Origin of the sequence: Methanosarcina siciliae T4/M, from assembly GCF_000970085.1 — an archaeon.
Lineage (GTDB): Archaea > Halobacteriota > Methanosarcinia > Methanosarcinales > Methanosarcinaceae > Methanosarcina > Methanosarcina siciliae.
Genome location: NZ_CP009506.1, coordinates 2838448 through 2865073, shown reverse-complemented (window position 1 = coordinate 2865073; position 26626 = coordinate 2838448). Strand labels below are relative to the sequence as shown.

Genomic DNA, 26626 nt, shown 5'->3' with positions numbered 1-26626 from the left:
TACCTATAATATGTCCTGAATTTCTGTTCCGTTCGATCTTGAAATCCGAAACAGGATTGGAAGTCATTCAAAGGTGTCAATTAAATGCGGATCCAATTGATGCGGTCTTTCTTCCGGCAAATAGATCCTCATATATATGTGTATAGAAAAAGCTTAAAAAACATAGGCTTGAAAAGAGCAGAGATAGTAGCAGGTTAAATTGAAATATACATAGAGTTTTAATGTAAGGCAGGGACAGGAACTTTAGTGTAGTGTACAACAGGCGTGTTCTGGATATTAATATGCAATTAAATTTATTAATATTCAGTATTTCATTCAGTATGTGAGTTAAAGCAAAGAACTGGACTCAGTTTTCAGTAAGGGAGATACATAATGTTTACTGTTGAAACAAGCGGACTCAAAGGGATTACGAGCTTTACCACGTATGATAGTGGTGAACTGCATGAGTGTAAGCTTAATGAGTATAATTTGATCCGCACAAAATACGGTGACCTTGTCCCGCAGTACGGTGACCCTGGGGTCAGGAAAAAACAGCTAAAAGCTCTGTCTTTCTACAAAAGCGGGAAAATCAAGAACATTTCTCTGGAGCAACAAACTGAAATAAACACATCGATAGGCACATTCCCTGCAGAACTGGTCACTTTTTTTGAAGACGGCTCGCTCAATAGTCTGTTCCCCTTAAACGGGCAGATCAGCGGTTTCTGGTCGGAAGAAGAAGAGGGTGCCCTGGCACAGAAATATGATTTTACCTTTCCATTCGGAAGTTTCAGTGCAAAGATAATCGGGCTTCGTTTTTACCCTGACGGAAAAGTAAGAAGCCTTATCCTCTGGCCTAACGAAAGAATCATAATAGACACCCCGGCAGGAAAAATTCCCATCCGAGTAGGGTTCAAGCTTTACGAAGACGGCAGCATAGAATCCGCAGAACCGGCAAAACCGGTCCCTGTAGAAACTCCAATCGGTACGATCAATGCATATGATGCAAATGCACTTGGCATCGAGGCGGATAAAAATTCCCTTGGCTTTGACCGAAACGGCAGGTTAACCACCCTTTCCACTTTCGATATTTTCTCAGTCAAAACAGGCAGCGGGGAAAAGAGAGTCACCTTCCCGAAACTGAAACCGGGCCTGACGGATGACTATGAAAAAGTGCCGATAAAACTGCGCTTTGTCGAGGATTCCGTAACCATTGATAACGGCAAGCAAGCAAACGAATACAGGATCTCTGATACTACGTTCAAAATCACAGGTGGCGACTATACGGAACAAACAAGCTGCGGCGATTGTGCACAATGTAAGATTTGTTTTTAACCTTGTTTTTCCATTTTTTTTGATTGGGGTAGTTCAAAAAACTATTCAATTCATTTCCACTTTTTCTTTAGTATCTGATTTTAATCTGTTTTTGGGATGAGCTCACAATTATATTTTTTTCTTTTCGAGTAGTCTGCTCATACAGGGTCCGATGTCGGCTTTGAAATTTTTGATCCAAAGGGATGTTTTGATACAATACAATTTTTTGTAGAATTAATTTTAAGTAACTATAATACTACTATAATTTGAACTGGAAGAGATAGAGAAATAATCTCAGTTCAACTGCTTAAGTCTTATCACAACCGAAAATGGGGGTATAAAATGGAACACGAACTAGAAGAAGTTGAGAGAGATTTCATAGAATTTAGAAAAGAAATGGGTGAGTACTAGAGGTTGAGTAACCATTAGTGATGCGAATAAGAACTGCCTGGAAGTATTAGTTTCTGTTTTCGGGGGACATGGGAAGGAAACATAATTCTTTTGGGCTTTTCTCCAATCTTTTTTATTGTGTTCTTGTATAAAGTTCGATCTAATTGAAAAGGTAAGAAAAATCGTGCTGCAGATTATCGGGGACTTTTAAAAAGGCTTTGTTTTAAAAGGGCTTTATTTCTTGTTGCTTCTTCATCTTCACTTTTTATCTTCACCTTTTATCTTCACTTTTTATCTTCACTTTTTATCTTCACTTTTTATCCTTTCTCTCTTTGGTATGAAAGTCCATGCGTACTTTCATCTTTTTGTGCCTGTTATTCGAAGAATTTCATGTGCGTTTTTTGACTTTTTAAAGTTCTGGCAGAAAAATGTTTAGTTTGAATGCCAAAGTTAGGGAAATTCGGGATCAATAAATAGATTCTAATGTCAAGTTTTGTGAACATATTTCGGGAATCATAGATATTGTATCCTGAAATGATTTCACAGATTCAAAAATATTTGAAATTTAGATACATAATCCAGCAACTGCAGGCAATTTGCAAAGGGGAACTATTAAAAATATTTTACTAATAAATGAAAGAAAAAAATATGGGAAATTTGAGAAAATTTTTCTCTATTCCCCTTTGTTTTTTCATTTTTCTCCTCGTCAGATCATTGCAAACATATCCACAACATCATCAAAGTCTATCCTCCCATTCCCGTTGAAGTCGAAGTACTCCACTGGCATGTTTTCCTCTATCCAGTCCATGTTATGGAAGTACGCCACTATGTCTACGAAACTGAACTCCCCGTTTCCGGTGAGGTCTTCATAGAGCCCGTCTCCATCAAGGTCCTTAGGGGCATATTCCTGATCTGGCAGGGGAGACAGAAGGGTTACTTCAATTGTCCCTGCCAGGAGAGCTGGCTCGATAGAGTCTCCGGAATCGTCCTCCAGACGTTTAACCCCTATCGAAAGGTTCGCAGATCCTTTTTCATTTCCAGAAACAGTGAGAGTAGCAAGCACAACATCTGTTGCCCCTTCCTTAACGGAATCTTCTCCGTCAACGGTCTTCAGATAGATAGAAGTCCCTGGTAGGGAAGAGTTCTCAGTAATCAGTGCCCAGGTCGGGTACTTTATATCAACTATCTCGGCAACAGCCGGGTCGTCAATAGCAACGGTCAGGTTGTAGCCTGAAAGACCTGTAGGGAAATTACTGGCAACGATACTTATTTCAGTAGATTCGTTTTCTGAAACTGAGGAACTTTCAGGATCGAAATAGAGAGTAACGGTTGATCCGGAAGCTTCGGAAACTTCGATGTAATCTGTTTTTAATTCAAAGTCTGCCCCGGCAGCATTTTCCACAGTCAGATTTACGGTGTAACTTCCGGCAGAAGCATACGTATGCACTGGATTCTGTTCCGTAGAGTTGCTGTCATCCCCAAAGTCCCAGAGCCACGAAGTGGGAGAACCTGTGGAATGGTCGGTGAAATTCACAGTGAGAGGTGAATTACCATTCGTTACGTCAGCAGTAAAAGCAGCAACGGGTTCAGGTTCAGGTGTTGAGGTCTCCAATACAGTGATGTAATCGGTTTTAAGCTCCTCATCGCTTCCGCCTGCATTGGTTACAGTCAGCTTTATGCTGTAGTTCCCTTCTGCAGTGTAGGCGTGTACCGGATTCTGCTCCGTTGAGGTGCTGCCGTCCCCGAAGTCCCAGGACCAGGAAGTCGGAGAGTTCGTCGACTCGTCGGTGAAGTTAACTGTAAGCGGAGCTTCGCCGAAAGTGGGGGATGCCGAGAAACCGGCCGATGGGGCAATTGAACCTGCAGGATACTCCACTGCAAGAGTCGCGAGTGTAGTCTTGAACGAAGATCCAAGCGGGCTGTACTGGAAAGAACTGTCCGATCCAGCAGTAATCGCATCCGTCACCGACCACGTGTGGTTCTCATAATAATTTATCGGGCTAATGGGATTTGCCGAATCCAGCGATACCGAATTGAAAGTGTAAGATCCATCAGTGCTTGACAATGCCACGTTGCTCAGGGTTGCGTTCGTGAATCCGTCGGTAAGAGATGAAGTGGCAAAAGTTGTCGATGAGCTGCCTGAATCGATCCAGTCTCCACCATGGTTGACCCAGTACTTCACCTCATCTGAATCACCGTCGTTGTATGCGACAACAAGGGTGAGGGCCTTCAGGCGGCCGTCGAAATTCGTTCCAGTTTTCTCGATCTTCACGTGGACCGACGGGTTTGCGGATGTTATCTGATCTGTAACGTCATATTCGATCTCGTAATCGGAGTAAACTCTGCTTGTATGGTTGTTGAGCCAGTATACCGTACCGTCGGCCGAATAGTACTCCACGTCCATGTTCTCTACGCCGAGCGTGGTCTCATATGACCCGTCACCGTCGCCGTCAAGAGTGGTCGTTGCAAGGAGAGGCCAGTTGGCCGAACCCGACCCTGAGTAGATGTTGACGTAAACACGGGCCCACTGGACGTCAATATAGGCAGGAATTTCGAACGACTGACTGACATCCCTCTCTGTAACCCCACTTGTCGGCTGGCTTGCGAACGGAACAGGCTGGAAACTGCCTACATAGAGGTTCCCGCTTACTGTACCGCTCTGTTCGGTTGTCAGTGGAAGAGATGAACCGATGATCGCCTCAACAGATATGTAGTCCTCTTTGACGAACCGGTCGCTACCTCCAGATCCTGTCACGGTTAAGTTGACGTCATAGGTTCCGGCACTCAGATAGGTATGTACAGGGTTCTGGTCGGTAGAGGTATCGCCGTCCCCGAAGTCCCAGTGCCAGGCAGTGGGAGACCCTGTAGACTGGCCAGTGAACTGGACGGTGAGCGGGAAAGTGCCAGCTGTCTTATCAGTCGTAAATGATACCGATGTACCGGCGACATCGATGTATCCTGTCTTTGTCTCGGTATCATTGCCAAGGCTGTTTGAAACTGTCAGGGTCACTGTGTAACTGCCTTCACTGTCGTATATATGTGACGGGTTCCGGTCTGTCGAAGTCTCACCGTCGCCGAAGTCCCACGACCATGCCGACGGGGTCCCCGTCGAGGTGTCGCTGAATTGTACGATCAGCGGGGCAATACCGGAGGTCTTATCTACTGTAAAGTCCGCTTCGGACGTGGTTACCTCGGTGATTTCCATAATCACTACGGCGAGGTTCATATAACCACCATCTTGAACTAATCCAAGCTCGTTGGTGCCGTCATGCAGAGCATTAGTAACATCGTAGTACTTGAATCCGGGGTCCTTACTGCTGTCGCTGCCTGAGAGAGGAACACTCTGGTTGTTAAAGAGGATTGTAGCCTGGGTATTGTCCCCCCCTGAAGGCAGTACGGTGGTGATCTTCGCCGCACCGACGTTTCCGGTCGTCACATTATCGAAAATGGCATAACCGGTATACATATCGGGATATGTTCCCATTGCATTGTAGTAGAGTGTGTCGCAGCCTTCGTCAAGCCAGATCCGCCTGCAGGGTTCTTCCGCATCCTCATATACAACAATAAGTACCGCACCATATAGCCCGCCAAGAGCCGTTTCAGCATTAATTATTGCAGTGTTGCCGGATGTGCTGAAGTAAGGAGTTACATCATATATGCCCTGTCCGTTGAAGTATAGATCCTCGACATCTCCATCATAATATAATGCATCCACATCAACCTCATTTCCATTGAAATAGACTGTGAACCCCGGTTCGCCATTCCATGTATACGACTGATAGAGACGTGCTGCCTTTACAGTCGCTCCTTCAGGTATTGGAAGATCGCTGCTTGTCCAGGTGACGGTTGTGGAGTACCAGCCGCCACCGGTCTGATAATTGGAATCGCCCAGCGAATAAATAACCGAAATATTTCCTTCAGTGAAATTGCCGGTCTCAATGTCGTTTCCTGTGTAATACCGGCCACCAAAGTAATACGTGCTGCCCCTGACAACGGTTGCCGATGTGTTGTACTCGTTGTTTGTCTCATCGCTCTCATCAATCACATTCCCTGTGTCGACAGAGATCAGAACGGGAACCGTATCACCATACTTCCGGTGTACTTGATCGGTGACACTGATGGTGGTGGTGTTTCCTCCTGAAAGTCCTTTCACGTCGATAGTCGTGGTGTTGCCATCCACCGTGAAATTGACCTTAAACGAACCTGCATCACTTGCACCTTTGTTCTTGATCGTGGCTGTGAGTGTGTTATGGATGTAGGGGTAAAAGGTCAGACCGGTAGAAGATATTGTAAGGTCCGCTGAACTGGTCACTGTGATAAGATCGGTCTTCACCAATGACGTGGAGCCACCCCACCCTGTGACAGTATGATTTACCGTGTAAGTGCCTCCGGAGGTATATGTATAACTCGCATTTTTGTCCGTGCTGTCAATAGTACCATCATTGTTAAAGTCCCAGGCATACGATGTGATGGAGCCGTTTGATGTGTCATTGAATCGGACAGTCAGAGGAGCACATCCCGATTCGGGGGTTGCCGTAAACCCGACCACCGGGGCTGCTACTGCTGCAACGGTGATATAATCCGGCCTGACCTCTTCATCCGATCCGGCTGCATTCGTCACGTTTAACTTCACCGTATAATTACCGGCCGCACTATAGGTGTATGTGGGATTCTGTTCAGTGTTGTCTATAGTTCCATCGTTGTTAAAGTCCCACGCCCGTGAGGTAATTATCCCCGTAGACTGGTCAGTGAACTGCACACTTAAGGGAATAGCTCCTGATGTTGGGGTTGCAGTAAAATTAGATACCGGTGGTGCTGATGGCATGATCACTGTTATGCAATCATTTTTAACTGTCGTGCCAGAACCTGCTACATTTGTTGCCGTGAGGCTAACCGAATAGTTGCCTGGCTTTGAGTAGGTATGTGACGGATTCTGCTCGGTAGAATTTGTTCCATCGCCAAAATCCCACAACCAGGATGCTGGAATGTACAGTGAAGTGTCCGTAAATTGAACAGTTAGGGGGACGTATCCTTCGGTTCCATTGGTCACAAAAAAAGTAAAATTGGCAGCAGGAGCAACATCCTTGAAAGCATATAATTTATCATCGCGGCTTCCGATGTAAAGAGTTCCGTCTGCTCCAATTGCTGGCGAAGCACAAATACTGGATCCGGTGGAGTAAGCCCATTTAAGGGTTCCATCAGGGTTTAAGGCATATAAAGAATCGTCATAGTTTCCAGCGTAGATGGTTCCGTCAGATCCAATAGCCGGTGAGCCCTGGAAGCCGGTTCCGATGGAACCTCCAGCATGATTGTATCTCCATTTGAGTGTTCCGTCAGGGTTCAGGGCATATAAATAATCATCGTCGCTCCCGACATAGATAGTCCCATCTGTGCCAATCGCTGCTGAACCGTAAATGTAATCTCCTGTAGCGTAGTTCCATTTAAGGGTTCCGTTGGGGTTTATGGCGTAGAACTTATAATCTTTGCTTCCAACATATATAGTCCCGTCAGACCCTATAGATGGTGAAGCGCAAATAGAAGACTTTGCGGCGTAGGTCCATTTAAGTGTCCCATCAGGGTTCAAGGCATATAAGTTCTGATCATATCCTCCCACATAAACGGTCCCATCAGGCCCTATAGCAGGAGAGCCACCATAATTATATATCCAGTTTCCGGTGGTATAACTCCATTTAAGAGTTCCATCAGGATTCAAGGCATATAAGTTATTGTCGCGGCTTCCGATATAGATAGTCCCATCTGTGCCAATCGCTGCTGAGCCATATATCCTGCCTCCGGTGGTGTAGCTCCATTTGAGTGTTCCGTCGGGGTTTATGGCGTAGAACTTTTTGTCATAGCTTCCCACGTAGATGGTCCCGTCAGCCCCCATGGTTACCGAGCCATATATCCTGCCTCCGGTGGTGTAGCTCCATTTGAGTGTTCCGTCGGGGTTCAAGGCATATAAGTTATTGTCGCGGCTTCCGACATAGATAGTTCCATCTGCGGCAATTGCCGGTGCGCTATAGTATATATCGTTTCCAGTAGTGTATGTCCATACGACATTGCCTGTTTCCGGTCCTTTGTATGGAGATTGCCCGGTATTATTAAGATCCCGCTGGTATTTAGGCCAAGCTGTGTCTGCAAGTCCGTAGATCTCTGTTTCTTTTACAGTGACATAGTCCGCCTTTACTTCGGAGTCGTTACCGGCAGCATTCGTGACATTGAGGTTGACCGAGTAGGTGCCAGCATCGTTATATGTATGCACAGGGTCCTGCTCGGAGCTGTCTACCAAGCTGTCGTTGTCGAAGTCCCACGCCCACGATGTCGGGATGTTGGTGGACATGTCAGTGAATTGTACGGTCAGGGGTGTAGTGCCACTGGTGGTGTTAGCAGTGAAGTTTGCTATTGGTTCAACTGCGGCCACATATGCGGACGCTAGTGTAGTCATGCACAGAAGTGCAGCGATACAGAGAATCAGAAGTATTCTTTTCATCTTTTAATTCACTCCACATTTTTGAAATTATTATCCCAAATTCCTGTGATTATGGTCATGTTCGGGTTATTGAATCACAATTATTTTGTAGCTCTTCTAATCTGAGGGGGAAATCTCCCAATAATAAAAAATAAAAAAATTTACTGTGTATACTAAACAATTTGAACTTGTATTATGAGGGTGTTTTTCAGATCAGCCCAAATTATTGAATTTAAATTACTCTGCAAAATTTAGTCATCACTTCTGAAGTCAAGAACGAAACTTTTCAAGTATTGTTGCCTTCTTCCAGTCTCCTAACATTTAATTCAATATTGTGGAGTTGATCCGAATTTGGATTCTGAATCTTCTGGAGAGGATTAGTTTTCAGAATTTGGTTTATTTAGTATGAAAAAAGGTTACTATATATATAAATTAATCTAAAAAATAATAATAGTAGTTATTTATATATATACCATGTAACAAAAATAAATTAATTTGTAACACCATACTTGCCGAGAATGTATTGTACCCATGTCCTTACTTTCGATAAAAATTCGGAATCGGTACTTAAATATAGGTGTATATTATGAGAACCTATAGTTCTGCATGAACTGCCCAAGATGTAAGAGTTCCACTCATAAAAAGAACGGTATAGTTGGTGGACGTCAACGACACAAATGCCATGATTGTGGATATAACTATTCAGTGGAGATAAAATCAACTGCTAGTTCTCCTTTAGTTAAGAGACAGGCTTTGCAACTCTATCTTGAAGAATTGGGATTTCGCTCAATAGGGAGATTTTTAGGAGTAAGTCATGTTTCTGTCCAAAAATGGATAAAGAAATTTGGTCAGGAGATAGAGGAACTGAAAAGCGAAAATAAGATCTCTATTGTTGAAATGGATGAGATGCACACTTACATAGGTAACAAAAAAAATATTGCTGGATCTGGATTGCTGTTGATAGAGTTGGGAAAAAGTTCATCAACTGCTCTTTTGGTAGCAGGGGAACGAAAACTGGACAACTACTCTGGGAAAAATTAAAGAAGAAAGAGATTGGAGAAGTGATGACTGATCACTGGAAAGCATATGCAGAGTTTATTCCTGAAACTATCCATACTCAATCCAAAGCTAAACGTATACAGTTGAAGGATATAATGGCATATTGAGGCACTTTCTGGAAAGGTTGAGACGAAAGACAAAATGTTATACGAAGAGTCTTGAAATGCTAAAGTATTCTGTCCTTCTATTGATGAAATACAGAAATAAAGAGTTAGCTATATTTAATTAACAATACCCTGATTAATTATCTGTTTTTTGTATTTCAATAAACCAACTAAAAAAACTATTATTTGCTTCATGGTTACGCAATTGAGCTTAGAAAAAACATAACACAAAAATATAACATATTTTCAAAACCAAATTATAAAAAGAGTATCTTTTTGGATTGGAAATTTGTAAAAAGAGATGATGTGTAACTCTCATAAACAGCTTATAAGAATCTTTTTATTCGGGGTTTATTCAGGAAGTTTTTAATAATTCGATCATGCATGCATTATATCTATAAAAAAATTTAAAAACCTAACTTGTTATTCATCGGCCTTATAAAAAGAGATTGTACACAACCTCTACAAAAAATACAAACGTTTAGACATATTTATTAAGTTTCTTTATAAATAAGAGAAATTTTTTAGGGCAACTTTTGAAAATTACTGGTTGTGCATTACTTTTACACAAGTGCGTTGCGTTTTTTTGAGTTACCTATATCCCCGCACTAAACTATGAGGATATAGGTAACTGTATTTTTTGTACGCTTAAGTTTTCAAATCTCTTTAATAGATAACATGCAAAACCTAAATTGCTGATAATTCATCATTTCCAAAACCCCATGAAGACAGGATTACCACAGTTTGTGCTTCCATGGATGACCTGCCTTTTGAAGCAGGAGAATTCGACATCATCTGGGCAGAAGGCTCTATCTTTGTCATTGGTTTTGAAAAAGGACTTAGAGCCTATCCGAAAAGTCCTGCTGCTCTGAAAGTTATCCATGCGCATGCGAAATGTAGCATTGCTAGATAATTCTCAATCTTCTTTTCCCATCTAATCAGCAGCCTTCTGAATCTATTCAGCCAAGAATGTGTCCTTTCCACGACCCACCTTCTTGCCCTGTAACCTGGTATATCTCTTCTGATGTTTTCTTCTCCACGTTTCCTGATATGAGCAGTATATCCGTAATCATCTACCAATTGTCTGATATCAGGAAAATCATATCCTTTATCCATGCAGATATTCTGAGTTACTTTATGCGAAGGTCTTTCAATAATAATGGCATCAAACGTTCCTTTCACAAGCATTTTATCGTGACGATTAGCTCCATCCACGACAACAGAAAGCGGTATGCCTTTACCGTCTGTTAACAGACTTCTTTTTGTACCTTTTTTGCCACGATCAGTAGGATTTGCTCCTGTTCCAGCTCCACCCAATGGTGCTTTTGTCATAGCTCCATCAATAGCTTGCCACTCCCACTCTAGCCCTTCTTCCTTATCATAATCCATCAGACCTGATTGCCACATTTTATCAAATAAGCCTGATCTTTGCCATTCCTGAAATCGATCATGTACAGTGCTTGGAGCTCCATAACATCTTGGCAACGCTTTCCATTGGCAACCTGTACGAAGGAGGTAGAAAATGCCATTCATTATTTTCCTATCATTTTCTCGAGGTCTTCCAAGCTTCTTTTTAGGTTTGGGCAATGGGAGTAAAGGTTTTATTTTAGTCCAAAATTCATCAGATATCTCGTAGGCGTGTCCCGTTTTTCGTTTTGTCACTGCAAAACATTACCCTGGATCGGAATTCATATCTTTTTCGAATAGGCTCTTAATTGACCTTTCAAAATACGAGATCCAGAGGAAACAATTTAGAGTTTAGGAGTTATCTCATTTACTACTGGAAGAGGATGATTTGTGGGAATCGATTATAATGAACTGGCAAAGAAGTATGATTTATCAAGAAAAGAGAATATGGGCACAATAACTCGATTTTTAGAAAATCAGCCCTTTTCTGAAGAAACAAACATACTTGATTTTGGGTGCGGAACTGGCAACTTTACCTGTGCTTTAAAAAGGATGACAGATGCCAGTGTGTACGGGGTTGAACCGGCTGATGAAATGAGGCAAAAAGCTATCGGAAAAAATACAGGCGTCAGTTTCGAAAAAGGAAACCATGAAAAAATACCTTTTATTGATAGCTTTTTTGATTTTGCATATATGACTGATGTGATACACCATGTTCCGGATATTAATGCAATGTTTAAAGAGTTATATAGAGTGCTTAAACAGGATAGTTCTCTCTGTATTGTTACCGAATCCCATAAACAAATAGAGTCGAGATTCTGGGTGAAATATTTTCCAGCAACTGTCGAAGTAGAAAAAGAAAGATACCCGGATATTCCTGAAATTATAGAAAGTGCCACTATCAATGGTTTTGTATTTTCAAAGATAGAGATTACAGACGCAAATCACAGGCATGCAATCGCTCAGAATTTTTTAATGTTAGTAGAAAACAAAGGATACTCCATGTTTCATTTGATCAGTAACGAAGACTATGAACGTGGTCTTGCTGATTTGAGAAATGATTATGATAAACAGGTTGAAATTGAGTATAGACACGGAGAGACATTTTTGTGGCTGAAAAAGCCAGTTAAGGACTGAAGGTTTCAGACATGAAAGATTTCCCGGATTTTATGAAAAGCAAAAGCAATCATATCAGCAGTAAGGAGCAGAACACCGAAGACATTGACGGCTATTTTTACGAAGGCGCAGACGGCAGCCAGATGGCGTTCTGGACCTGTTATTCGGACAGGGTTTCCAAAAAACATGCTCATGAGTTCGACGAGTGGATGGTCTGCGTTAGCGGGCAATATACAGCGTATTTGAATGAGAAGGAGTTCGTTCTTAATCCGGGGGACGAATTATTCATCCCGAAGGGGACGGAACAGTGGGGAAGGTGTATTGCAGGGATGAGGACTATTCATGCGTTTGGGGAAAAGAGAATTCGTAGGGATAAAGTTAGACCAATCTAGATGCGGATTGATACACATTAGGAACTATTCCAAGCCAAGAAGCAAGCTTATTGCCTGAAGAAAAGCCCTTAAAATCTCCAATTTCAGCAATTAAGGTGGCTGCACCAAGTTCCCCTACACCAAGAACTGACACTAAAATTTCCATTTCACGCTCATGATTTCTGTAAGCGTAATTGAAAATTTGGCATTGGTACTTAAGTATAGGTATATATTATGAAAACCTATATTTCTGCATGAACTGCCCAAGATGCAAAAATTCCAATCACACAAAAAACGGTATAGTTTGTGGACGTCAACGCTACAAATGCCACGATTGTGGATATAACTATTCAGTCGAGTTAAAATCAACTGCTAGTTCTCCTTTAGTTAAGAGACAGGCTTTGCAACTTTATCTTGAGGGATTAGGATTTCGCTCAATAGGACGATTTTTAGGGGTAAGTCATGTTTCTGTCCAAAAATAGATAAAGAAATTTGGTCAGGAGATAGAGGAGCTAAAAAGCGAAAATGAGATATCTATTGTTGAACTGGATGAGATGCACACTTACATCGGTAACAAAAAAAATATTGCTGGATCTGGATTGCTGTTGATAGAGTTGGGAAAAAGTTCATCAACTGCTCTTTTGGTAGCAGAGGAACGAAAACTGGACAACTACTCTGGGAAAAATTAAAGAAGGAAGAGATTGGAGAAGTGATGACTGATCACTGGAGGGCATATGCAGAGTTTATTCCTGAAACCATTCATACTCAATCCAAAGCAGAAACGTATACAGTTGAAGGATATAACGGCATATTAAGGCACTTTCTGGCAAGGTTGAGACGAAAGACAAAGTGTTATACGAAGAGTCTTGAAATGCTAAAGTACTCTGTTCTTCTATTGATGAAACACAGAAATAAAGAGTTACATATATTTAATTAACAATACCAAAATTGTGACTATAGTTGTGGGGGTTTCATAAAGGACATTAATGCTTCAGGAGTATTAGAAAGTTACATTGAAGCTGATTTAAAAGCCTTTTCTTCATCAAAAAAGAAATCCTGATGTTTTTTAATCGCCTAAAATATGGTTGAGACTTAACTGGCAATAAGTTACCAATCTACAGCGACTTCGAGCTATTAAACTGCATTATTTATTCCTGAGCCTCCACCCTCCATATAGGCAGGCTAAGCCTCCCAATAATCCGAAGCCTGGAGTGGAATTATTATTGCTCGATTCATTTCCATCTGAGCTATTATTATCAGAATCGGAATCATTATTTTTTGAATTATTGAGTTCGACAGCGTTTATTTCTTCAGATGATATGTTTGCTGTATTTCCAACTTCTATATCTTCAGTTACGGTAGAGTTTGTTGTTATACTCTGATCAGTCACATCAGAATCCATAAAGTGTCCAATGGCAACTTTAGCAGGATAGATTCCTACTTTCACTGTATCTGTAACTCTACTTGTAGCGGTGCCAATTACAGAAACAGTATGGCTTGCACAGTTCACAACATATACCTTTGTTCCATCTGGAGTGACTATAATTCCACAAGGTGCCTTTCCTACAGGCACAGTGGCTGTAACCTTGTTTGTGGATGTATCAATTATATTAACAGCACCTGTAAGCGAATTGCTGAGATACTGTATAGATACGTATACCTTTTTCCCATCCGGGCTTACTGCAACTCCACAAGGAATGTCTCCTATGCTCACTGTATCTGTAACTTCGTTTGTACTTATGTCAATTACAGAAATTGTAGCTGTAGAGTCACGATAAATATTGGAGTTCATCACATATGCCTTTGTTCCGTCCGGACTGACTGCAACACCAAGTGAATTGTTTCCTGTAGGTATCGTGGCTACAACAGTATTTGTGGTCGCATCAATTACAGAGACTGTGCCTGTAAAGTTAGTTGAGTCACCACCGGAATTCGTCACATAGACCTTTTTCCCATCCGGACTGACTGCAACTCCAGAAGGAAAGTTTCCTACAGGCACAGTGGCTGTAACCTTGTCCGTTTCTGTGTCAATAATAGAAACAGTGTTGTTGCTGAAACTCGTCACATAGACCTTTTTCCCATCCGGACTGACTGCAATTTTTTGAGGATAGGTTCCTACTTTCACTGTGGCTATAACTTTATTTTTGGTGGTGTTAATTACAGATACAGTGTCATCATATGAGTTAACCACATATGCCTTTGTTCCATCCGGATTGACTGCAATTCCAGCAGGATGGTATCCTACATCTACTGTGGCTGTGACTTTGTTTGTGGCTGTATCAATTACAGAGATATTATTGCTGTCGGAGTTAGTAACGTATGCAAATGGAGCTGCACCTGCTACTCCCATCAGTATTAAAATCGCAAGTGCGGTTATTCCTGAAACTTTCATGATATTACGCTGCTTGTATACCTTATTGGATGTAGCCACAGATGAGAGCAAACTCGAAAAAATGGCAATATGTATTGTAAATATAATTTTATTTTTCATTTTTATCCCTCGAGTGGTGTTTATCTTTCATGTTAGATCGCGATTAGACAATTGGATTTTGAGAGAAACTAAGAAACAACTTTTTTAACAAAAAGGCTTTTTTTTATATATTCAGTATGTAGAAAATTATCGTATTGGACTTAAAATTCTCTCTGTAAGACAATAAATACAGTAATTACCCTGTAAATAGTACTCCATCTGTTTCTAAAAAATGAGGAGTTAAACTCCTCATATATATGTGACCAATTTCAGTTTTCTATAGTTTTCCTACTCAGAAAATCACATATATGCGCATACCTTCTGGACTACTTGATACAGCTTCCCAATACTCTAGTTTACTGCTATCTGGATCATTGATGTATAGACAGTCTTCCCCACTATTATCAGTATAACTCCAATATCCAGCACAAGCTCGGCAATGATTTGAAGTGAGACTAGCGAATGGTCTCCCATAGTCAATTTCACTTATCGCTTTAGTAAAAGACTTAGTAGTAGTTTTGTATGATCTTGTTGCCCCTAATCCACCTTCACTCCTAGATAACTGATACCAAGATAATGCTGCAGTAGGACCAATTCCAGTAGTGTCACCATTTGTCCCACCCATTTTTTGATATATGTAATCTTGGGTAAAAGAATATAAATGCCATGCAGCAATCATTTTAGCAGTTGCCGGAACACAGTAAAATTGTTTTTCTTGAGTATATAAGGGAACATCAAGTAATACTTTTATCAAGGTATCTGTTCTTGTGAGCATTACTGTTGAGTTCTGTGGTAATGATATCACTTTTGAACTGGCGTTTAGTTTGTGACCTAGTTTTTTATATTTTCTTCAGTAATTGGCGCACTGATATCAATTCCTATATTATTTACTTCCTGTTCTAATTTTTCAGTAAATTGTTCACTTTTTTGCCAGTCATTTAAATTCTCGTCCATTTTCTCCTTCGATACCTGTTCATACATCGACCAAACTCCAAGCTCGGTTTCAGTTGCAGGTTTATCTTGTACCTCTTCAAGGGTGTATGCATCTACAAATATCCGATGTTCAACTCCTGTAGTCTTAACTCAAAATATAACTATTATACAAAAAATGGAAGTTTTTCAAAATATTAATGTGAGAAAATTCATATTAAAATTCCACTGCGTATGCAAGAAGTAGGAAATAATTACAAATAGAATATAATAATACGAGCGTTACACTTCAAGGAAACTCACATAAAATTCAACAAATGAGAAGTGCAAAAAATGAAAGTAATAGAAGGCAGTTTCATGCTATAAATTAGTACAATAAGAATATATTCACATTGTTTGGTCGGCAGTGTACCAAAAGTTCTGTAAAATATTATTGACTCTGTATCCTTTTTCTTTCACTACAAAAAAACAGGATGCAGAGTCAATGGTAGATTTATTCTCATTCATAAAAGATTATCTTGCCAATCGTGGATGAAAAGACAAAAACTGTTATCCTGGAAGATTACGGACATCATGACGATGTATATTGATATTATTTTTCTAAGATGATATCAAGGACATATGCAGCTGTAGGCCATATCTTCCGGGAAGGCCTTTGCTGCAGGATGGAAGCTATCTGATGTTGCTGGACATCCCCGAAAGTCCAAGCTCCATTCACAATCACTTCTGAATTTCTTTAGCACCTATGATGGTTATCCATAGCACCCAGATAAGCTCACCCATTGTGAAAGCCTCAACGTAGGCTGGCACAAATCCTATAAGGAAAAATGTGATTGTTCCTCCTAAATATCCTAAAGATCCTATATATAAAAAATATCCCACCCATTTTGGGAACATTCTTGATCTGATAACTAGCGTACCAATGGGTATAAGCCACAGTCCCCAGAACACCTCTGCTAAGTGTGATGCTTCAGGAATGAGTATTCCCATCAATGCAAGGGGTACTCCTAAGAGACCGAATATGACAATCATCGATGCCTGTACCTTATCGGTCTTCTCGAAAAATTCATACAACAATAATGCAACCGCTATCTGGAACAGTTGTACAATAATCTGACCTAATTGACCAAGCTTGAAAAACATAGATTCGCTAGTGAGTGTCGGTGCGTATAGCAATGAGAATATGCTTATAACAGTTCATATTGGATAAAGAATCCTAAGCTTGGTTATGGTCTTCATAATAATATTTTCGCTGACTGAATATATGTGACTTTCCACGGATCTCTACTCAAAAGTAATATTTTTCATAATTTTCCCCCACCAACCCTTTAAAGCAAAGAGAAGTGATGCAAAATATTGTTCAGATTCATGCAGGCAGAATGTTCATAGAGCAAAAAAGACGAGTGGATAAGTAAGCAATTTTAGATATTTTAAAAAGTTAAGCACATCCACTTTTTAGTATATCTTAAAACAGTGATCCGAAAACAAGGCTTTTTAGAGCTTTTTAGACACTGGATAATTGCCCTCAACTTTTTAAATTAAAATATCTTAACAAAAAGCTTAATAACCTTCAGAATGCTGGAGGAACTGATTCCTCTGAATAAGGACTACCACCACCACAAAACCTGGGGGGATTACAACGGTGAATCTCATTTGAGATTGTTTCTTGTCGGCCCGAGCCTTACAGTTCCTTTTATTGAAAAAGAATTGACACTTGGAACCTGGCAACAGATCGTATACATAAACTTTGACAGGATTGAAAAGGTAAGAAGAATTGTGTTTCAGATTATCGGGGATTTGTAAAAAGGCTTTGTTTTAAAAGGGCTTTATTTCTTGCTTGCTTCTTCATCTTCACCTTTTATCTTCACTTTTTATCTTCACCTTTTATCTTCACTTTTTATCTTCACCTTTTATCTTCACCTTTTATCCTTTCTCTCTTTTTTGACTTGTTAAAGTTTTGGCAGAAAAATCTTTGGTTTGAATACCAAAGTTAGTGAAATTAGAGGTAAACAAGTAGTTTTATAACATCTACTGCAGAATTTCAATCAAGTACGTTAAAGTTTCGATTCGCTTTAAATAATGCCATTTACATATTCGTGGTGAGGGATTATTATTACTAGGGAAATATATGGGGTATGTGAATGGTAGAATATCCAGAAACACAAGTCTCAAAAGCTGACATAAAAGCTGATATGTCTCTATCTGAGAAGCTGCAGCTGGTAGCGAACGTTTTCGCCAGCAAAGAGGTCACCGACGCCGTTATGGAGAAGATAAAGGGACTTCATCCCCAGACGATGGACGCCAGCAACGTCCTGATCCTAACCGGAGACGATAAGGACAAAGCCAATATCAACATCATCGGAATCTTTTCGACTTCAGGAGGGGATGTAGCCGCGCTGGCTGAGCGTATTGCAGCAGGCCTGACAGCAATCGCTGAAAAGCCGGTGAAGCCGCTAACCGAGAAGCGACAACTGGTAGCAGGAATCTTCGCCAGCAAGGCATCTGCAGACGCTGCTATGGAGAAGATTAAAAGTCTTGGTCCCCAGCTTCAGAAGGTAAACGCCAGCAACATCCTGGTTCTCGCTAAGGATGACAAGGGCAAAGTCGACATCAACATCATTGATATCGGTTCGACTTCTGGAATGAATATCGCCGCGCTGGCTGAACGTATCGCAGAGGACATAATCACCGTTGCTAGCAAGCCGGTAGGCAGTCCGGCTGAGCTGAACGTACAGGTGACTCATCTGGGTCATGCTCTAAATCCCGGCTCAGTGGCTATTGGTCTGTTCGTAGACCCACAATATGCCGAGAAGATCAAAGCCGGCATCGAAAAGGCAGGAGCCCAGTTCCTCACAGCCGAGGATCTGAAACGCATCGGGGCAGGTCTGGGTGTGGTTGAGGGTACGAACGACCTGGCGGCCAAGGCAGCCGCTGCGCCACAGACAGAGCTACAGGCTGCTCCCGTAATCTTCGACTGGCAGGAGGAATACGCGTACTCGCTGGGCCTGCAGGCGTTCATATACGGTTTCCCTTATGTTTACAATGCTCTCACACGCTATAAGTGGACAAACCTTCCGCAGGATCCAAAGCGTGTTCCTTACGCTCCCGTTAACCATTTCTGGCATGCCACTGAGCTCATAGATGCCACATACCGCGACGGTGGCTGCCCGAACAACGACACACTGTACTCAATTGCCTGGGTAGATCTCAGCAAAGAGCCAGTTATTCTCTCCGTGCCCGAGATCCCGGCGGATCGCTACTGGACATTTGAACTAAACACCTTCACCTCAGACAACTTTGCCTACGTAGGCAAGAGGATTGGTTCCAGGGCAGGCAACTATGCTCTTATTGGTCCTGATTGGCATGGTGATCTCCCCAGGGATGTAACTGCCGTAACGCCATCTTCCCCGACACCGTGGATATTAATCCTTGGCCGCACTCTGGCGGATAGCGTCGATGACCTGCCATCTGTGCATGCTCTTCAGGCGCAGTACAGGCTGACTCCCCTGAGTTTCTGGGGCAAACCCGAGGTAAAACTTCCCGAAAGTCGTAACGTCTACAAACCTGCCGTTGCTCTTGCCGGGTCCAATGACCCATTAGGGCCATGGAAGACGCTTAACGCCATGCTGGCTGAGAACTCGCCTGCAACACACCATGAAGTACTGCTCAAGCAGTTCGAAACAATTGGCATCGGGCCTGGCCTGGATATAGAGCAGCAGCCAGAAGTGGTGAAAAGGGCGCTGCAGCGTGTGCTGGGAGTTGGCATGTCGCTGCTCAGGCAGCAGTTCATGAGTGGAGTCTGGGCAAAGTTTGTCAACGGCTGGCGTTACCCTCCATCCAATATGGGCCGCTTTGGGGATGAGTTCCTGCTCCGCGCTGCGGACCAATCTCTGGCCGGAATTGTTGCCAACGACCCTGTAGAGGCGGTCTACCTTGTCAATCTCACAGACAACTCAGGTGAACCGCTGACGAGCGCTCACAGGTATGAGGTAACATTCCCTAAAGGCCACGAGCCTCCAGTAGATGCATTTTGGTCGATGACCGTCTATGGCACCGATAATAATTTAATACCAAACCAGATTAATCGCTACTCTATTGGCAACCGTAACCCCGGAGTCAAGAAAAATGAGGATGGGGGGACGACTTTCTATTTCCAGAGCGAATCGCCTGGTCCAGATAAAGAGTCAAACTGGCTGCCGACTGGCAATGGAGCGTGGTTCACCATTATGCGCATGTACATCCCGCACCCCGAGGTGGTAAATGCGGAATGGAAATGTCCACCGATTGTAAGGGTAGACTGAAACGAATAAAAACAAATGTGATCAGCATTTGATTTGCTTACGCTCCCTGAAGCGGAGGCTTTTCATCTGCTGGCTTATCAGGCTTACACTTGTAGCTGAATTATATATTTCTACTGCAATACGTTTGGACTTATCGGATTCATAAGGATAATTATTGCAATATTTATATAATATCCCCCCATCTTTTTTCTGATTAGTATTATTTTGGCAAAAAATAAAACTAGAAATTGGGGGTAAAATAAAATGAGATTAACTATAAAAGAAGAGGGTGAGTCGGGCTGCGATCTCATTATGAAGGATGGTGAGTCAGCCGAGCTTATGCACTTCGATAATCTACGTAACTTGCATTATTGTGAAATATTTCTTATGTGTGGCGATGCAGGGTCGGGCGTTTACAACACGACCGACCTGAACAATGAGAAGAATCCTAAAGACACATGTCCTGATTCTATTATGGTTAACTTCTCAACCGAGGCGGTAAAGAAACAGTATGATGTTCCGGGTGTGTCCTTAAACCCTCCCCGTTACTTTTTGTTGGACTCAGTAGATATACCAACAGGAACGAAGGTGCGCGACTTTAGCGGCTTGAAGGCACGGTGGATGGCTAACTTGCAAGCGGGCGCCATATCTGGAGGGCAGCCTTACATCCCGGCGACGATTGAGCGCAAATCAACATGGTTCTTTGAGAAAAACAAGCCTGTCTTCATTCTGGATGATCCCGAAGGTACTTCCTGGGTCATGAAATCCTACACTGACTTCGTGGACAAGAACCTGAAGTATGAGAACCTCGAGACGCTAGGTGAGAGGCTCAAGCTGCCGTCGGGATGGAGTTACAGGGCCAGGGTTCTGGATGAGGACCTTATACTTCGACCTTTTAAAGGAATTGCACGAATTGTTCAGGACGAATTACAAAACACGTATGATGCTCTCGATGAAGGGACTTGCAACTACCAGCCTTAATCGGGATTTTACCCTCCTGTGCCAGTGAGATTCAGGCCTTAGAGTTCTGCATCTACCAACTCACAAGGCTTTAAATATTATTTTTTTTAACTTATTTTTTATTGAATATATTTTATAGTATATATACTATATTATTTTTAGTATAATTTTCAAAAAAATGATTCAATCACATAAGTCCTACAGTAGAAAAAACGAGAAAACTCTATCTCCATATATAAATGAATAGTGGTGAATATATGAACAAAGGGGTTCTCGTATTATTATTTTGTCTCTGTATAGTGGATATGCCGATAGTCGGTTGTACTACCACATCCAATGCAACTGGTAATGAGACGCTCTATTCGAATCAGATAGAAGGTAGTGGACCACTACCCGGGAATTATACAATTGCATTCCAGGAAGCACAGTGCGCAGCTAAAGAAAATAATTCTCCATGGTATCCGACACTCCTTAGCTATGAACACCATGACACTAATCGTTCAAAATGTTATGGTTGTGCGCAATTCACCGGGTCGCTTAAGGGTCCTAATATCGTGTATGCATATCAATCTCCTGATCTCTATTATTCGGGGTCCATGATCGCTACCCGTGGAATGAATGAGATGTATGTATACGGAGGAGCATCTGGTGCTAATCCAATGCCTTCGGGTGCATACGTCTCCCGTGTCGAACCGGGTTCACTCAAAGAGCTCTGGCGTACAACGCTCATCAACATAAATACTACCGGCGAATGGAGCGGAGCCGGTTCTATCGAATCATTTGATGGGGACCTCCTGGTCATAACAAATACAGAACTGTATAAAATCGATGGCACTACGGGAGCGGTCAAGGGAGTTATGTCCTTACCAACCGGAGCAAGCGCCCCAAGAGATAGTTACTTTAACGGGTTGAGCGGCTGGTCTGACGGTACCCTGGTCATGAAGAATTTAGCCCGGCCACCTGGTTGCGATATACAAGGTTTTTTTGCCCTCGTAGATTGTCCAAACCTGAATGAGACACCTCCTTCGGTTGCGGTAGTAGTCGATCCCAAGACAATGACAGTTCTTGACACGGTGCAGCTTGAACAGATGATTGGAGGCCGCATTACCACTTCTCACTACAACGGCAAAGACTATGCCTACCTGGCAGGTCAGACCAAACTGTACCGTTACGAGTGGAATGGCAAGAATCTTACTCTGGACACAAGCTGGGGACCTGTTGAATATCCTCTGCCAGGTCAGACAGCCGCATCAGCTGCTGGCATCATGGGTGACTGGGTTATTCTTATGACCAATGGAGGAGGGCCCACAAATGTCTCACTGAGCGTTGTAGCCATCAATCAGGCCAATGCGAGCATAGTGAAAAGGATAGACCCTATGCCATTGCAGCCTGGACAGACAAGCTACATCCCCTCGATGCCTTCATTTGATATGGCCAATAGTCAGATATATGCAATGGATCCAGGTGCAGGAAAAGTTGTTGGTATCGATCTCGATCAGAAAACCGGTAACATGTCGCTTGCCTGGAGTGCCGACCAAAAGACATTAAGCTGGATGATACTCATAGGTCCGCCTGACAAGCGTGTCCTTGTAGGGACGAACATTACATCGGATGAAACGAATCCGGTTAAATGGGATATCGGACCGGTGGGCGCTAACTATAAAGAACAGGTTCAGTGGCGAGATGCTGCAACAGGCAAGTTACTGGCAGCCTCTGATTTCTATGGCCCTATGGTACCGGGTATGGAGGTATGGCCAGGGTATGGAGGACTTATATATGAATTGCGAACCGACGGTCATCTCATGGCATTCCAGGTCTTACCGAATAACACAACTTCGGGGTCAACATGAAATGATGTCGAATTCACTATATTTTTTGTATCAAAAACGAAACATCTGAAGAAATGTGATACAAAAAATTCTACTGCAAAATAGCTACCTTTATTGATAAAAGGTAGCTATTTTCTTGATTTTGGCTTGAAATTGAGTTTAATAAATCGCATATTTAACCTGGTATATTAATACAATACACGATAGAAATTGGGGGTTGAAATGAAATGAGATCAATTGGGAATCTGGTTAGAGGTAATGCTACTCCAAAGATCTGGAGATTCCTCTTCGTCGTTGGCTTGATAATCGCAGTTTCGCTATTTGCGGGCTGCGCATCCACCCCGGAAGAGGATGAGACGAATGCCACCACTTCTCAGGCAGTAGGCGAGCCGAGCTCTAGTGCCGTACAGAGTAAATCGGTCTCTTCTTCCCAGGAAAGCTGTCCGGACTGCAAATGTCCTGATGTCCTGGATGATAAAAATAACACTGAACAAGTTCACTTCGATGATTTGCGTGATTATCACTATGCTGAAATACTTTTGAGTTGCCCCGATGTCGGGACTGGCATCTTCAACACGATCGGCCTGAATATCAGGGAGAATCCCAGGGACTCGCTCCCTGCAGACCTCTTTACAAACTTCTCAGAGGCAGATGTGGAGGAGCAGTATAACTCACCGATGGTGTACATGAACGGGCCCCGTAACTGGACGATGGACGCAATGGATGTATTAATAGCAACCAGGGTGCGTAATTTAGACGGTTTGGAAACACGGTGGGGAGCTGACATTGTAGTTCCGAAAGGCGCCAACCTTAGTGAGGCTGAAAACGTTTACATGGCGATGCCTGTTCAGTGCAATAGAACATGGCATTTTGATAAAGACAAACCCGTCTTCATTCTGGATGATCCCAACGGTACAACCTATGTCATGCAGTCCTACTGCCAGATCATAGACAAGAACCTGACGTATGAAGATCTCCAGACACTCGACACGAGGCTCGAGTTGCCTCCAGGGTGGAGCTATAGAGTTGAGGTTCTGCCTGAGGATCTTGAAATGAATGGTATCGGTACTAACGGTACTGATTGGCAGGTCACTCAAGACAGCCTGCAAAACACATATAGCGCGTGTTTGGAAAGAAACGATGAGAAGACTTGTAATTACCAGCCATAATCGGGGTTTAGTCCTGCTACCAGTGAGACGATCGACTGCATAATAGCGGTGTGCTTTTGACGCGGGGGGTGGCAATAGTACCTGAATTGCTGCCCCGGTCAAACTGGGTGCCAGCTGGCAGTGGAGAGGGGGTTCTCAGTTCTCGTATGTATATCCCACACCCCAAAGTGATCAATGCGGAAAGGGAATTGCCGCCGATTCTAAAGGTAGGCTGAAATGGGCAAAACCGATATGATTTATGAAAAAATAAAGCTAGAAATTAGGGGGTAAAATAGATGAGATTGACTGTAAAAGAAGAGAATGAGTCCGGCTGTGACCTTGTTATAAAAGACGGTGAGGAGGCTGAGATCATGCACTTTGACAATCTGCGTGGTCTGCGCTATTGTGAGGTATTTCTGATGTGCGGCGACGCCGGGTCGGGCTTCTACAACACAATGGGCCTGAACAACGAGGAGGATCCCAGAGACACCTGTCCTGATTCAATTATGGCTAACTTCTCAACCGAGGCGGTGAAGGAGCTGTATAATGTTCCGGGAGTGGCTTTAAATCCTCCCCGCTACTTTGTGCTTGATGCGGGGGACATACCTGTAGCACCGACAGTGCGCGACTTCGACGGCTTGAAGGCACGGTGGATGGGTACCGTGCAGGAAGGTGCCGCTTTTGGCAAGGAGCCTTACATGCCGACGAAGGTTGATCGTAAATCGGAGATATTCTTTGAGAAAGGCAAGCCCGTCTTTATTCTGGATGACCCCGACGGTACACCCTGGGTCATGAAATCCTACACTGATTTCGTGGACAAAAACCTGACATATGAGGACCTCAATACACTCGACACTAAGCTCAAGCTGCCGTCGGGATGGAGTTATCGAGTCAAGGTTCTGGATGAGGACCTTATACTTAGACCCTTTAAAGGCACTGCAAGAATCACTCAAGACGACCTGCAAAATGTGTATGATGCGATCGATGAGGGGACTGCAAACTACAAGCCATAACAGGGATTGAAGCATTCCAGCATCAGTTCTCATGATGAAATATAAGGGCACGATACAAAGGGCACGATACAGCCAGAATATATTATAAATTGCCTGGTAAATCATATGATCTCAGAACTCCGTTTTTCTCAGAATGTGGGAATAATATGACCAATATTCGGCTTCTAATAAATATTTGAGTTGAATTTATTTTTATAATAATAATCATATAATACCATATGGTGGGTGACAACTTAATTGGGAAAGGCAACTGATATCTGAATCCGGGAGATGGACTCCTCAGTAGAAGTTCAAACCGGAGAGGAGTTTATATACTAGAGATCGTGGGAGTTCTTAAGGTTCTTCTGGACAGAAATAAGGCAACACTTGATGTTAGAAAGAATTCTACAGCAAATAGAACCAAAACATGGGGGATAAAATAAATGCAAGCAAGTTCTGCTGCTGAAGTTCAGAGTTCGATGCAGGAAGCTGTACAGGCTTTCCGGGAGATAAGATATCCTGTAACAAAGAATCAACTGATCGAGAAAGCTAAAAGTATGAATGCACGCAGCGAAGTAATCCAGGCTATTGAGGGCATTCCAGATAGGGAATACAACAACGCTGCTGATGTCCTTAAGCAATTCGAAGGCATTCAAAGGGCTGTAGAAGCCCTCAAGGAGCTGAAATATCCTTCGACGAAGAGTCAACTTATCGAACATGCTAAAAAGCACAATGCCCGTAGCGAAGTTATTAGAGCTCTTGATAAGTTTCCAGATAGGGAATACAATAATACTGCCGATGTTCTCATGGAATTCAGAGGCAAATTCCAGAGCCAATAACTGCATTTCAGAGTAATCATCCAGAAACGCAAAGCAAGAAAAAGAAGTGACATCAGCTCAAAACTCAAGGTTTTGAGGGCCAAATTTTTCCTCAAAAAAGTTGGCATCCACTGGTTATGTATTATAATTAAGGAGAGGAGAGAAAAGGAAGGCTTAAATCAAGCCTTCTTTTTTGATTTTCCGACAAATAACTTTTACAGATCAGACTTGTTTTAAAAAACTTGTTTCTTTAATCCCTGTTTCATCTTTCATCCTTCATCTTTATCCTTCACTTCGTTATACTTCCAGGCTGCGTATAATACTGGAAGAAATTGCAATTCCCATGCAGGTGTCCAGTGTTACCGAGTACATTATCCCTATTACCTTTCCAGCCTGCAGGATCGGAGGAACACTGTCTCCCGGCTCCGGCATATTATAGCACTGGAAGCCCAGAAAAAGCAATGAAGCTCCGGCATTAACCACCCTGCATTTAATAGCATGGATATCATTAACAAGTACAGTCTGCTCCAGTTCAGCTGCACTTCCAAGCTCGGTGATTTTAAAAGTACAGACGGGAGGAAGCTCTATCAGGGCTAAATCAAAGGCTTTCAGAATGCTCGTCGCAGTGAGTTTCCTTCCGTCAACTGTTAAATGGTCTCCTTCCCCACGCCGAAATACATGAGAAACCGTAACCATGTAACCTAAATTTGACAAATTTCGAGAACTAAAACAGTGCAAAGTTACAAAAAACGCCTTTCTGAGATGCACTCTCATTTGAAGAAATGAAAATTCATAACTAACATAGAAATCTGTATAAAATATTAAATTGTATCTACAATTTCGATAGTATCCACTAATTCTCAGAGAATAATCTCCTTGATTTTAAGCCAAATGAGTTTGATATATAATATCAATATAAAAAATGTTATTATAAATTCTACCAAATTTCACCCATTCTTGCTACAATCAGGCTATTGATCTTGTCAAAATTAG

The 26626-nt window shown here is 42.4% G+C and carries 17 protein-coding genes and 3 pseudogenes; 12 read left to right on the top strand and 8 right to left on the bottom strand.

All coding sequences use genetic code 11. From position 1 onward, the window contains the following. The first annotated feature begins 372 nt into the window (after positions 1-372). Positions 373-1311, top strand: a complete 939-nt coding sequence (locus tag MSSIT_RS12150; RefSeq protein ID WP_048172682.1) for a hypothetical protein — start codon at positions 373-375, stop codon at positions 1309-1311. 1075 nt (positions 1312-2386) lie between these two features. On the opposite strand, the gene MSSIT_RS25345 is transcribed toward MSSIT_RS12150, so the two are convergent. Beyond that, positions 2387-8170 (bottom strand): PKD domain-containing protein, encoded by a 5784-nt coding sequence (locus tag MSSIT_RS25345; protein WP_052721638.1) that lies wholly within the window; start codon positions 8168-8170, stop codon positions 2387-2389. Positions 8171-8755: 585 nt separating this feature from the next. Here MSSIT_RS25345 and MSSIT_RS22160 point away from each other — a divergent pair. Next, positions 8756-9437: pseudogene (locus tag MSSIT_RS22160) on the top strand (IS1 family transposase). A gap of 721 nt (positions 9438-10158) precedes the next feature. Here MSSIT_RS22160 and MSSIT_RS12135 read toward each other — a convergent pair. After that, positions 10159-10974: an IS5 family transposase gene (locus MSSIT_RS12135; RefSeq protein WP_048172680.1), complete on the bottom strand. Its 816-nt coding sequence runs from the start codon at positions 10972-10974 to the stop codon at positions 10159-10161. A gap of 135 nt (positions 10975-11109) precedes the next feature. Between MSSIT_RS12135 and MSSIT_RS22150 the strand changes: the two genes are divergently transcribed. Beyond that, positions 11110-11856, top strand: a complete 747-nt coding sequence (locus tag MSSIT_RS22150; RefSeq protein WP_197080267.1) for a class I SAM-dependent methyltransferase — start codon at positions 11110-11112, stop codon at positions 11854-11856. 11 nt (positions 11857-11867) lie between these two features. Further along, positions 11868-12227, top strand: coding sequence for a cupin domain-containing protein (locus tag MSSIT_RS12125; RefSeq protein WP_048172678.1), 360 nt, complete (start codon positions 11868-11870; stop codon positions 12225-12227). On the opposite strand, the pseudogene MSSIT_RS22145 reads toward MSSIT_RS12125, so the two are convergent. Continuing rightward, positions 12223-12411 (bottom strand): annotated as a pseudogene (locus MSSIT_RS22145) (transposase); the annotation flags it as partial. The gene MSSIT_RS12125 and the pseudogene MSSIT_RS22145 overlap by 5 nt on opposite strands. 49 nt (positions 12412-12460) lie before the next feature. Between MSSIT_RS22145 and MSSIT_RS22140 the strand changes: the two are divergent. Beyond that, positions 12461-13143: pseudogene (locus tag MSSIT_RS22140) on the top strand (IS1 family transposase). 207 nt (positions 13144-13350) lie between these two features. Here MSSIT_RS22140 and MSSIT_RS12115 read toward each other — a convergent pair. From MSSIT_RS12115 to MSSIT_RS12105, 4 genes are all read right to left on the bottom strand, one after another. Beyond that, positions 13351-14697: a YVTN family beta-propeller repeat protein gene (locus MSSIT_RS12115; protein WP_048172674.1), complete on the bottom strand. Its 1347-nt coding sequence runs from the start codon at positions 14695-14697 to the stop codon at positions 13351-13353. A 271-nt stretch (positions 14698-14968) separates the two neighbouring features. Then, complete coding sequence (locus MSSIT_RS24855) at positions 14969-15451, bottom strand: C39 family peptidase (protein WP_231589791.1); 483 nt, start codon at positions 15449-15451, stop codon at positions 14969-14971. A 56-nt stretch (positions 15452-15507) separates the two neighbouring features. Then, entirely contained in the window at positions 15508-15657 is a 150-nt protein-coding gene (locus MSSIT_RS24850; protein WP_231589790.1) for a hypothetical protein, read from the bottom strand. A gap of 669 nt (positions 15658-16326) precedes the next feature. Continuing rightward, positions 16327-16749 (bottom strand): DUF4386 domain-containing protein, encoded by a 423-nt coding sequence (locus MSSIT_RS12105; RefSeq protein ID WP_048172673.1) that lies wholly within the window; start codon positions 16747-16749, stop codon positions 16327-16329. A gap of 432 nt (positions 16750-17181) precedes the next feature. Here MSSIT_RS12105 and MSSIT_RS12100 point away from each other — a divergent pair, with 432 nt between their 5' ends. From MSSIT_RS12100 to MSSIT_RS12070, 7 genes are all read left to right on the top strand, one after another. Beyond that, positions 17182-17409 (top strand): YjbQ family protein, encoded by a 228-nt coding sequence (locus tag MSSIT_RS12100; RefSeq protein ID WP_231589789.1) that lies wholly within the window; start codon positions 17182-17184, stop codon positions 17407-17409. Between the two features lie 338 nt (positions 17410-17747). Beyond that, positions 17748-19907, top strand: a complete 2160-nt coding sequence (locus MSSIT_RS12095; protein ID WP_052721637.1) for a DUF1254 domain-containing protein — start codon at positions 17748-17750, stop codon at positions 19905-19907. 600 nt (positions 19908-20507) lie between these two features. Continuing rightward, complete coding sequence (locus MSSIT_RS23300; RefSeq protein WP_156157414.1) at positions 20508-20867, top strand: hypothetical protein; 360 nt, start codon at positions 20508-20510, stop codon at positions 20865-20867. Between the two features lie 236 nt (positions 20868-21103). Next, a complete protein-coding gene (locus MSSIT_RS12085) occupies positions 21104-22696 on the top strand; it encodes a hypothetical protein (RefSeq protein ID WP_048172671.1) in 1593 nt (530 codons plus the stop codon). Positions 22697-22902: 206 nt separating this feature from the next. After that, positions 22903-23844 (top strand): hypothetical protein, encoded by a 942-nt coding sequence (locus MSSIT_RS21315; RefSeq protein WP_052721635.1) that lies wholly within the window; start codon positions 22903-22905, stop codon positions 23842-23844. Positions 23845-24119: 275 nt separating this feature from the next. Beyond that, positions 24120-24836: a hypothetical protein gene (locus MSSIT_RS12075; RefSeq protein WP_048172669.1), complete on the top strand. Its 717-nt coding sequence runs from the start codon at positions 24120-24122 to the stop codon at positions 24834-24836. A gap of 422 nt (positions 24837-25258) precedes the next feature. Beyond that, positions 25259-25654 carry a DUF2795 domain-containing protein gene (locus MSSIT_RS12070; RefSeq protein ID WP_048172667.1) on the top strand — a complete coding sequence of 132 codons (396 nt, stop codon included), beginning with the start codon at positions 25259-25261 and terminating at the stop codon, positions 25652-25654. A 276-nt stretch (positions 25655-25930) separates the two neighbouring features. Here MSSIT_RS12070 and MSSIT_RS12065 read toward each other — a convergent pair whose 3' ends face one another. Continuing rightward, entirely contained in the window at positions 25931-26347 is a 417-nt protein-coding gene (locus MSSIT_RS12065) for a serine protease (protein WP_231589788.1), read from the bottom strand. Positions 26348-26626 lie beyond the last annotated feature (279 nt).

Excerpts from the sequence above, each read along its gene's own strand:
- MSSIT_RS12150 (WP_048172682.1), top strand. The coding sequence starts at position 373 with ATGTTTACTGTTGAAACAAGCGGACTCAAAGGGATTACGAGCTTTACC.
- MSSIT_RS25345 (WP_052721638.1), bottom strand. The coding sequence starts at position 8,170 with ATGAAAAGAATACTTCTGATTCTCTGTATCGCTGCACTTCTGTGCATG.
- MSSIT_RS12125 (WP_048172678.1), top strand. The coding sequence starts at position 11,868 with ATGAAAGATTTCCCGGATTTTATGAAAAGCAAAAGCAATCATATCAGC.
- MSSIT_RS12115 (WP_048172674.1), bottom strand. The coding sequence starts at position 14,697 with ATGAAAAATAAAATTATATTTACAATACATATTGCCATTTTTTCGAGT.
- MSSIT_RS24855 (WP_231589791.1), bottom strand. The coding sequence starts at position 15,451 with ATGCTCACAAGAACAGATACCTTGATAAAAGTATTACTTGATGTTCCC.
- MSSIT_RS24850 (WP_231589790.1), bottom strand. The coding sequence starts at position 15,657 with ATGTATGAACAGGTATCGAAGGAGAAAATGGACGAGAATTTAAATGAC.
- MSSIT_RS12105 (WP_048172673.1), bottom strand. The coding sequence starts at position 16,749 with ATGTTTTTCAAGCTTGGTCAATTAGGTCAGATTATTGTACAACTGTTC.
- MSSIT_RS12100 (WP_231589789.1), top strand. The coding sequence starts at position 17,182 with ATGCTGGAGGAACTGATTCCTCTGAATAAGGACTACCACCACCACAAA.
- MSSIT_RS12095 (WP_052721637.1), top strand. The coding sequence starts at position 17,748 with ATGGTAGAATATCCAGAAACACAAGTCTCAAAAGCTGACATAAAAGCT.
- MSSIT_RS23300 (WP_156157414.1), top strand. The coding sequence starts at position 20,508 with ATGGCTAACTTGCAAGCGGGCGCCATATCTGGAGGGCAGCCTTACATC.
- MSSIT_RS12085 (WP_048172671.1), top strand. The coding sequence starts at position 21,104 with ATGAACAAAGGGGTTCTCGTATTATTATTTTGTCTCTGTATAGTGGAT.
- MSSIT_RS21315 (WP_052721635.1), top strand. The coding sequence starts at position 22,903 with ATGAGATCAATTGGGAATCTGGTTAGAGGTAATGCTACTCCAAAGATC.
- MSSIT_RS12075 (WP_048172669.1), top strand. The coding sequence starts at position 24,120 with ATGAGATTGACTGTAAAAGAAGAGAATGAGTCCGGCTGTGACCTTGTT.
- MSSIT_RS12070 (WP_048172667.1), top strand. The coding sequence starts at position 25,259 with ATGCAAGCAAGTTCTGCTGCTGAAGTTCAGAGTTCGATGCAGGAAGCT.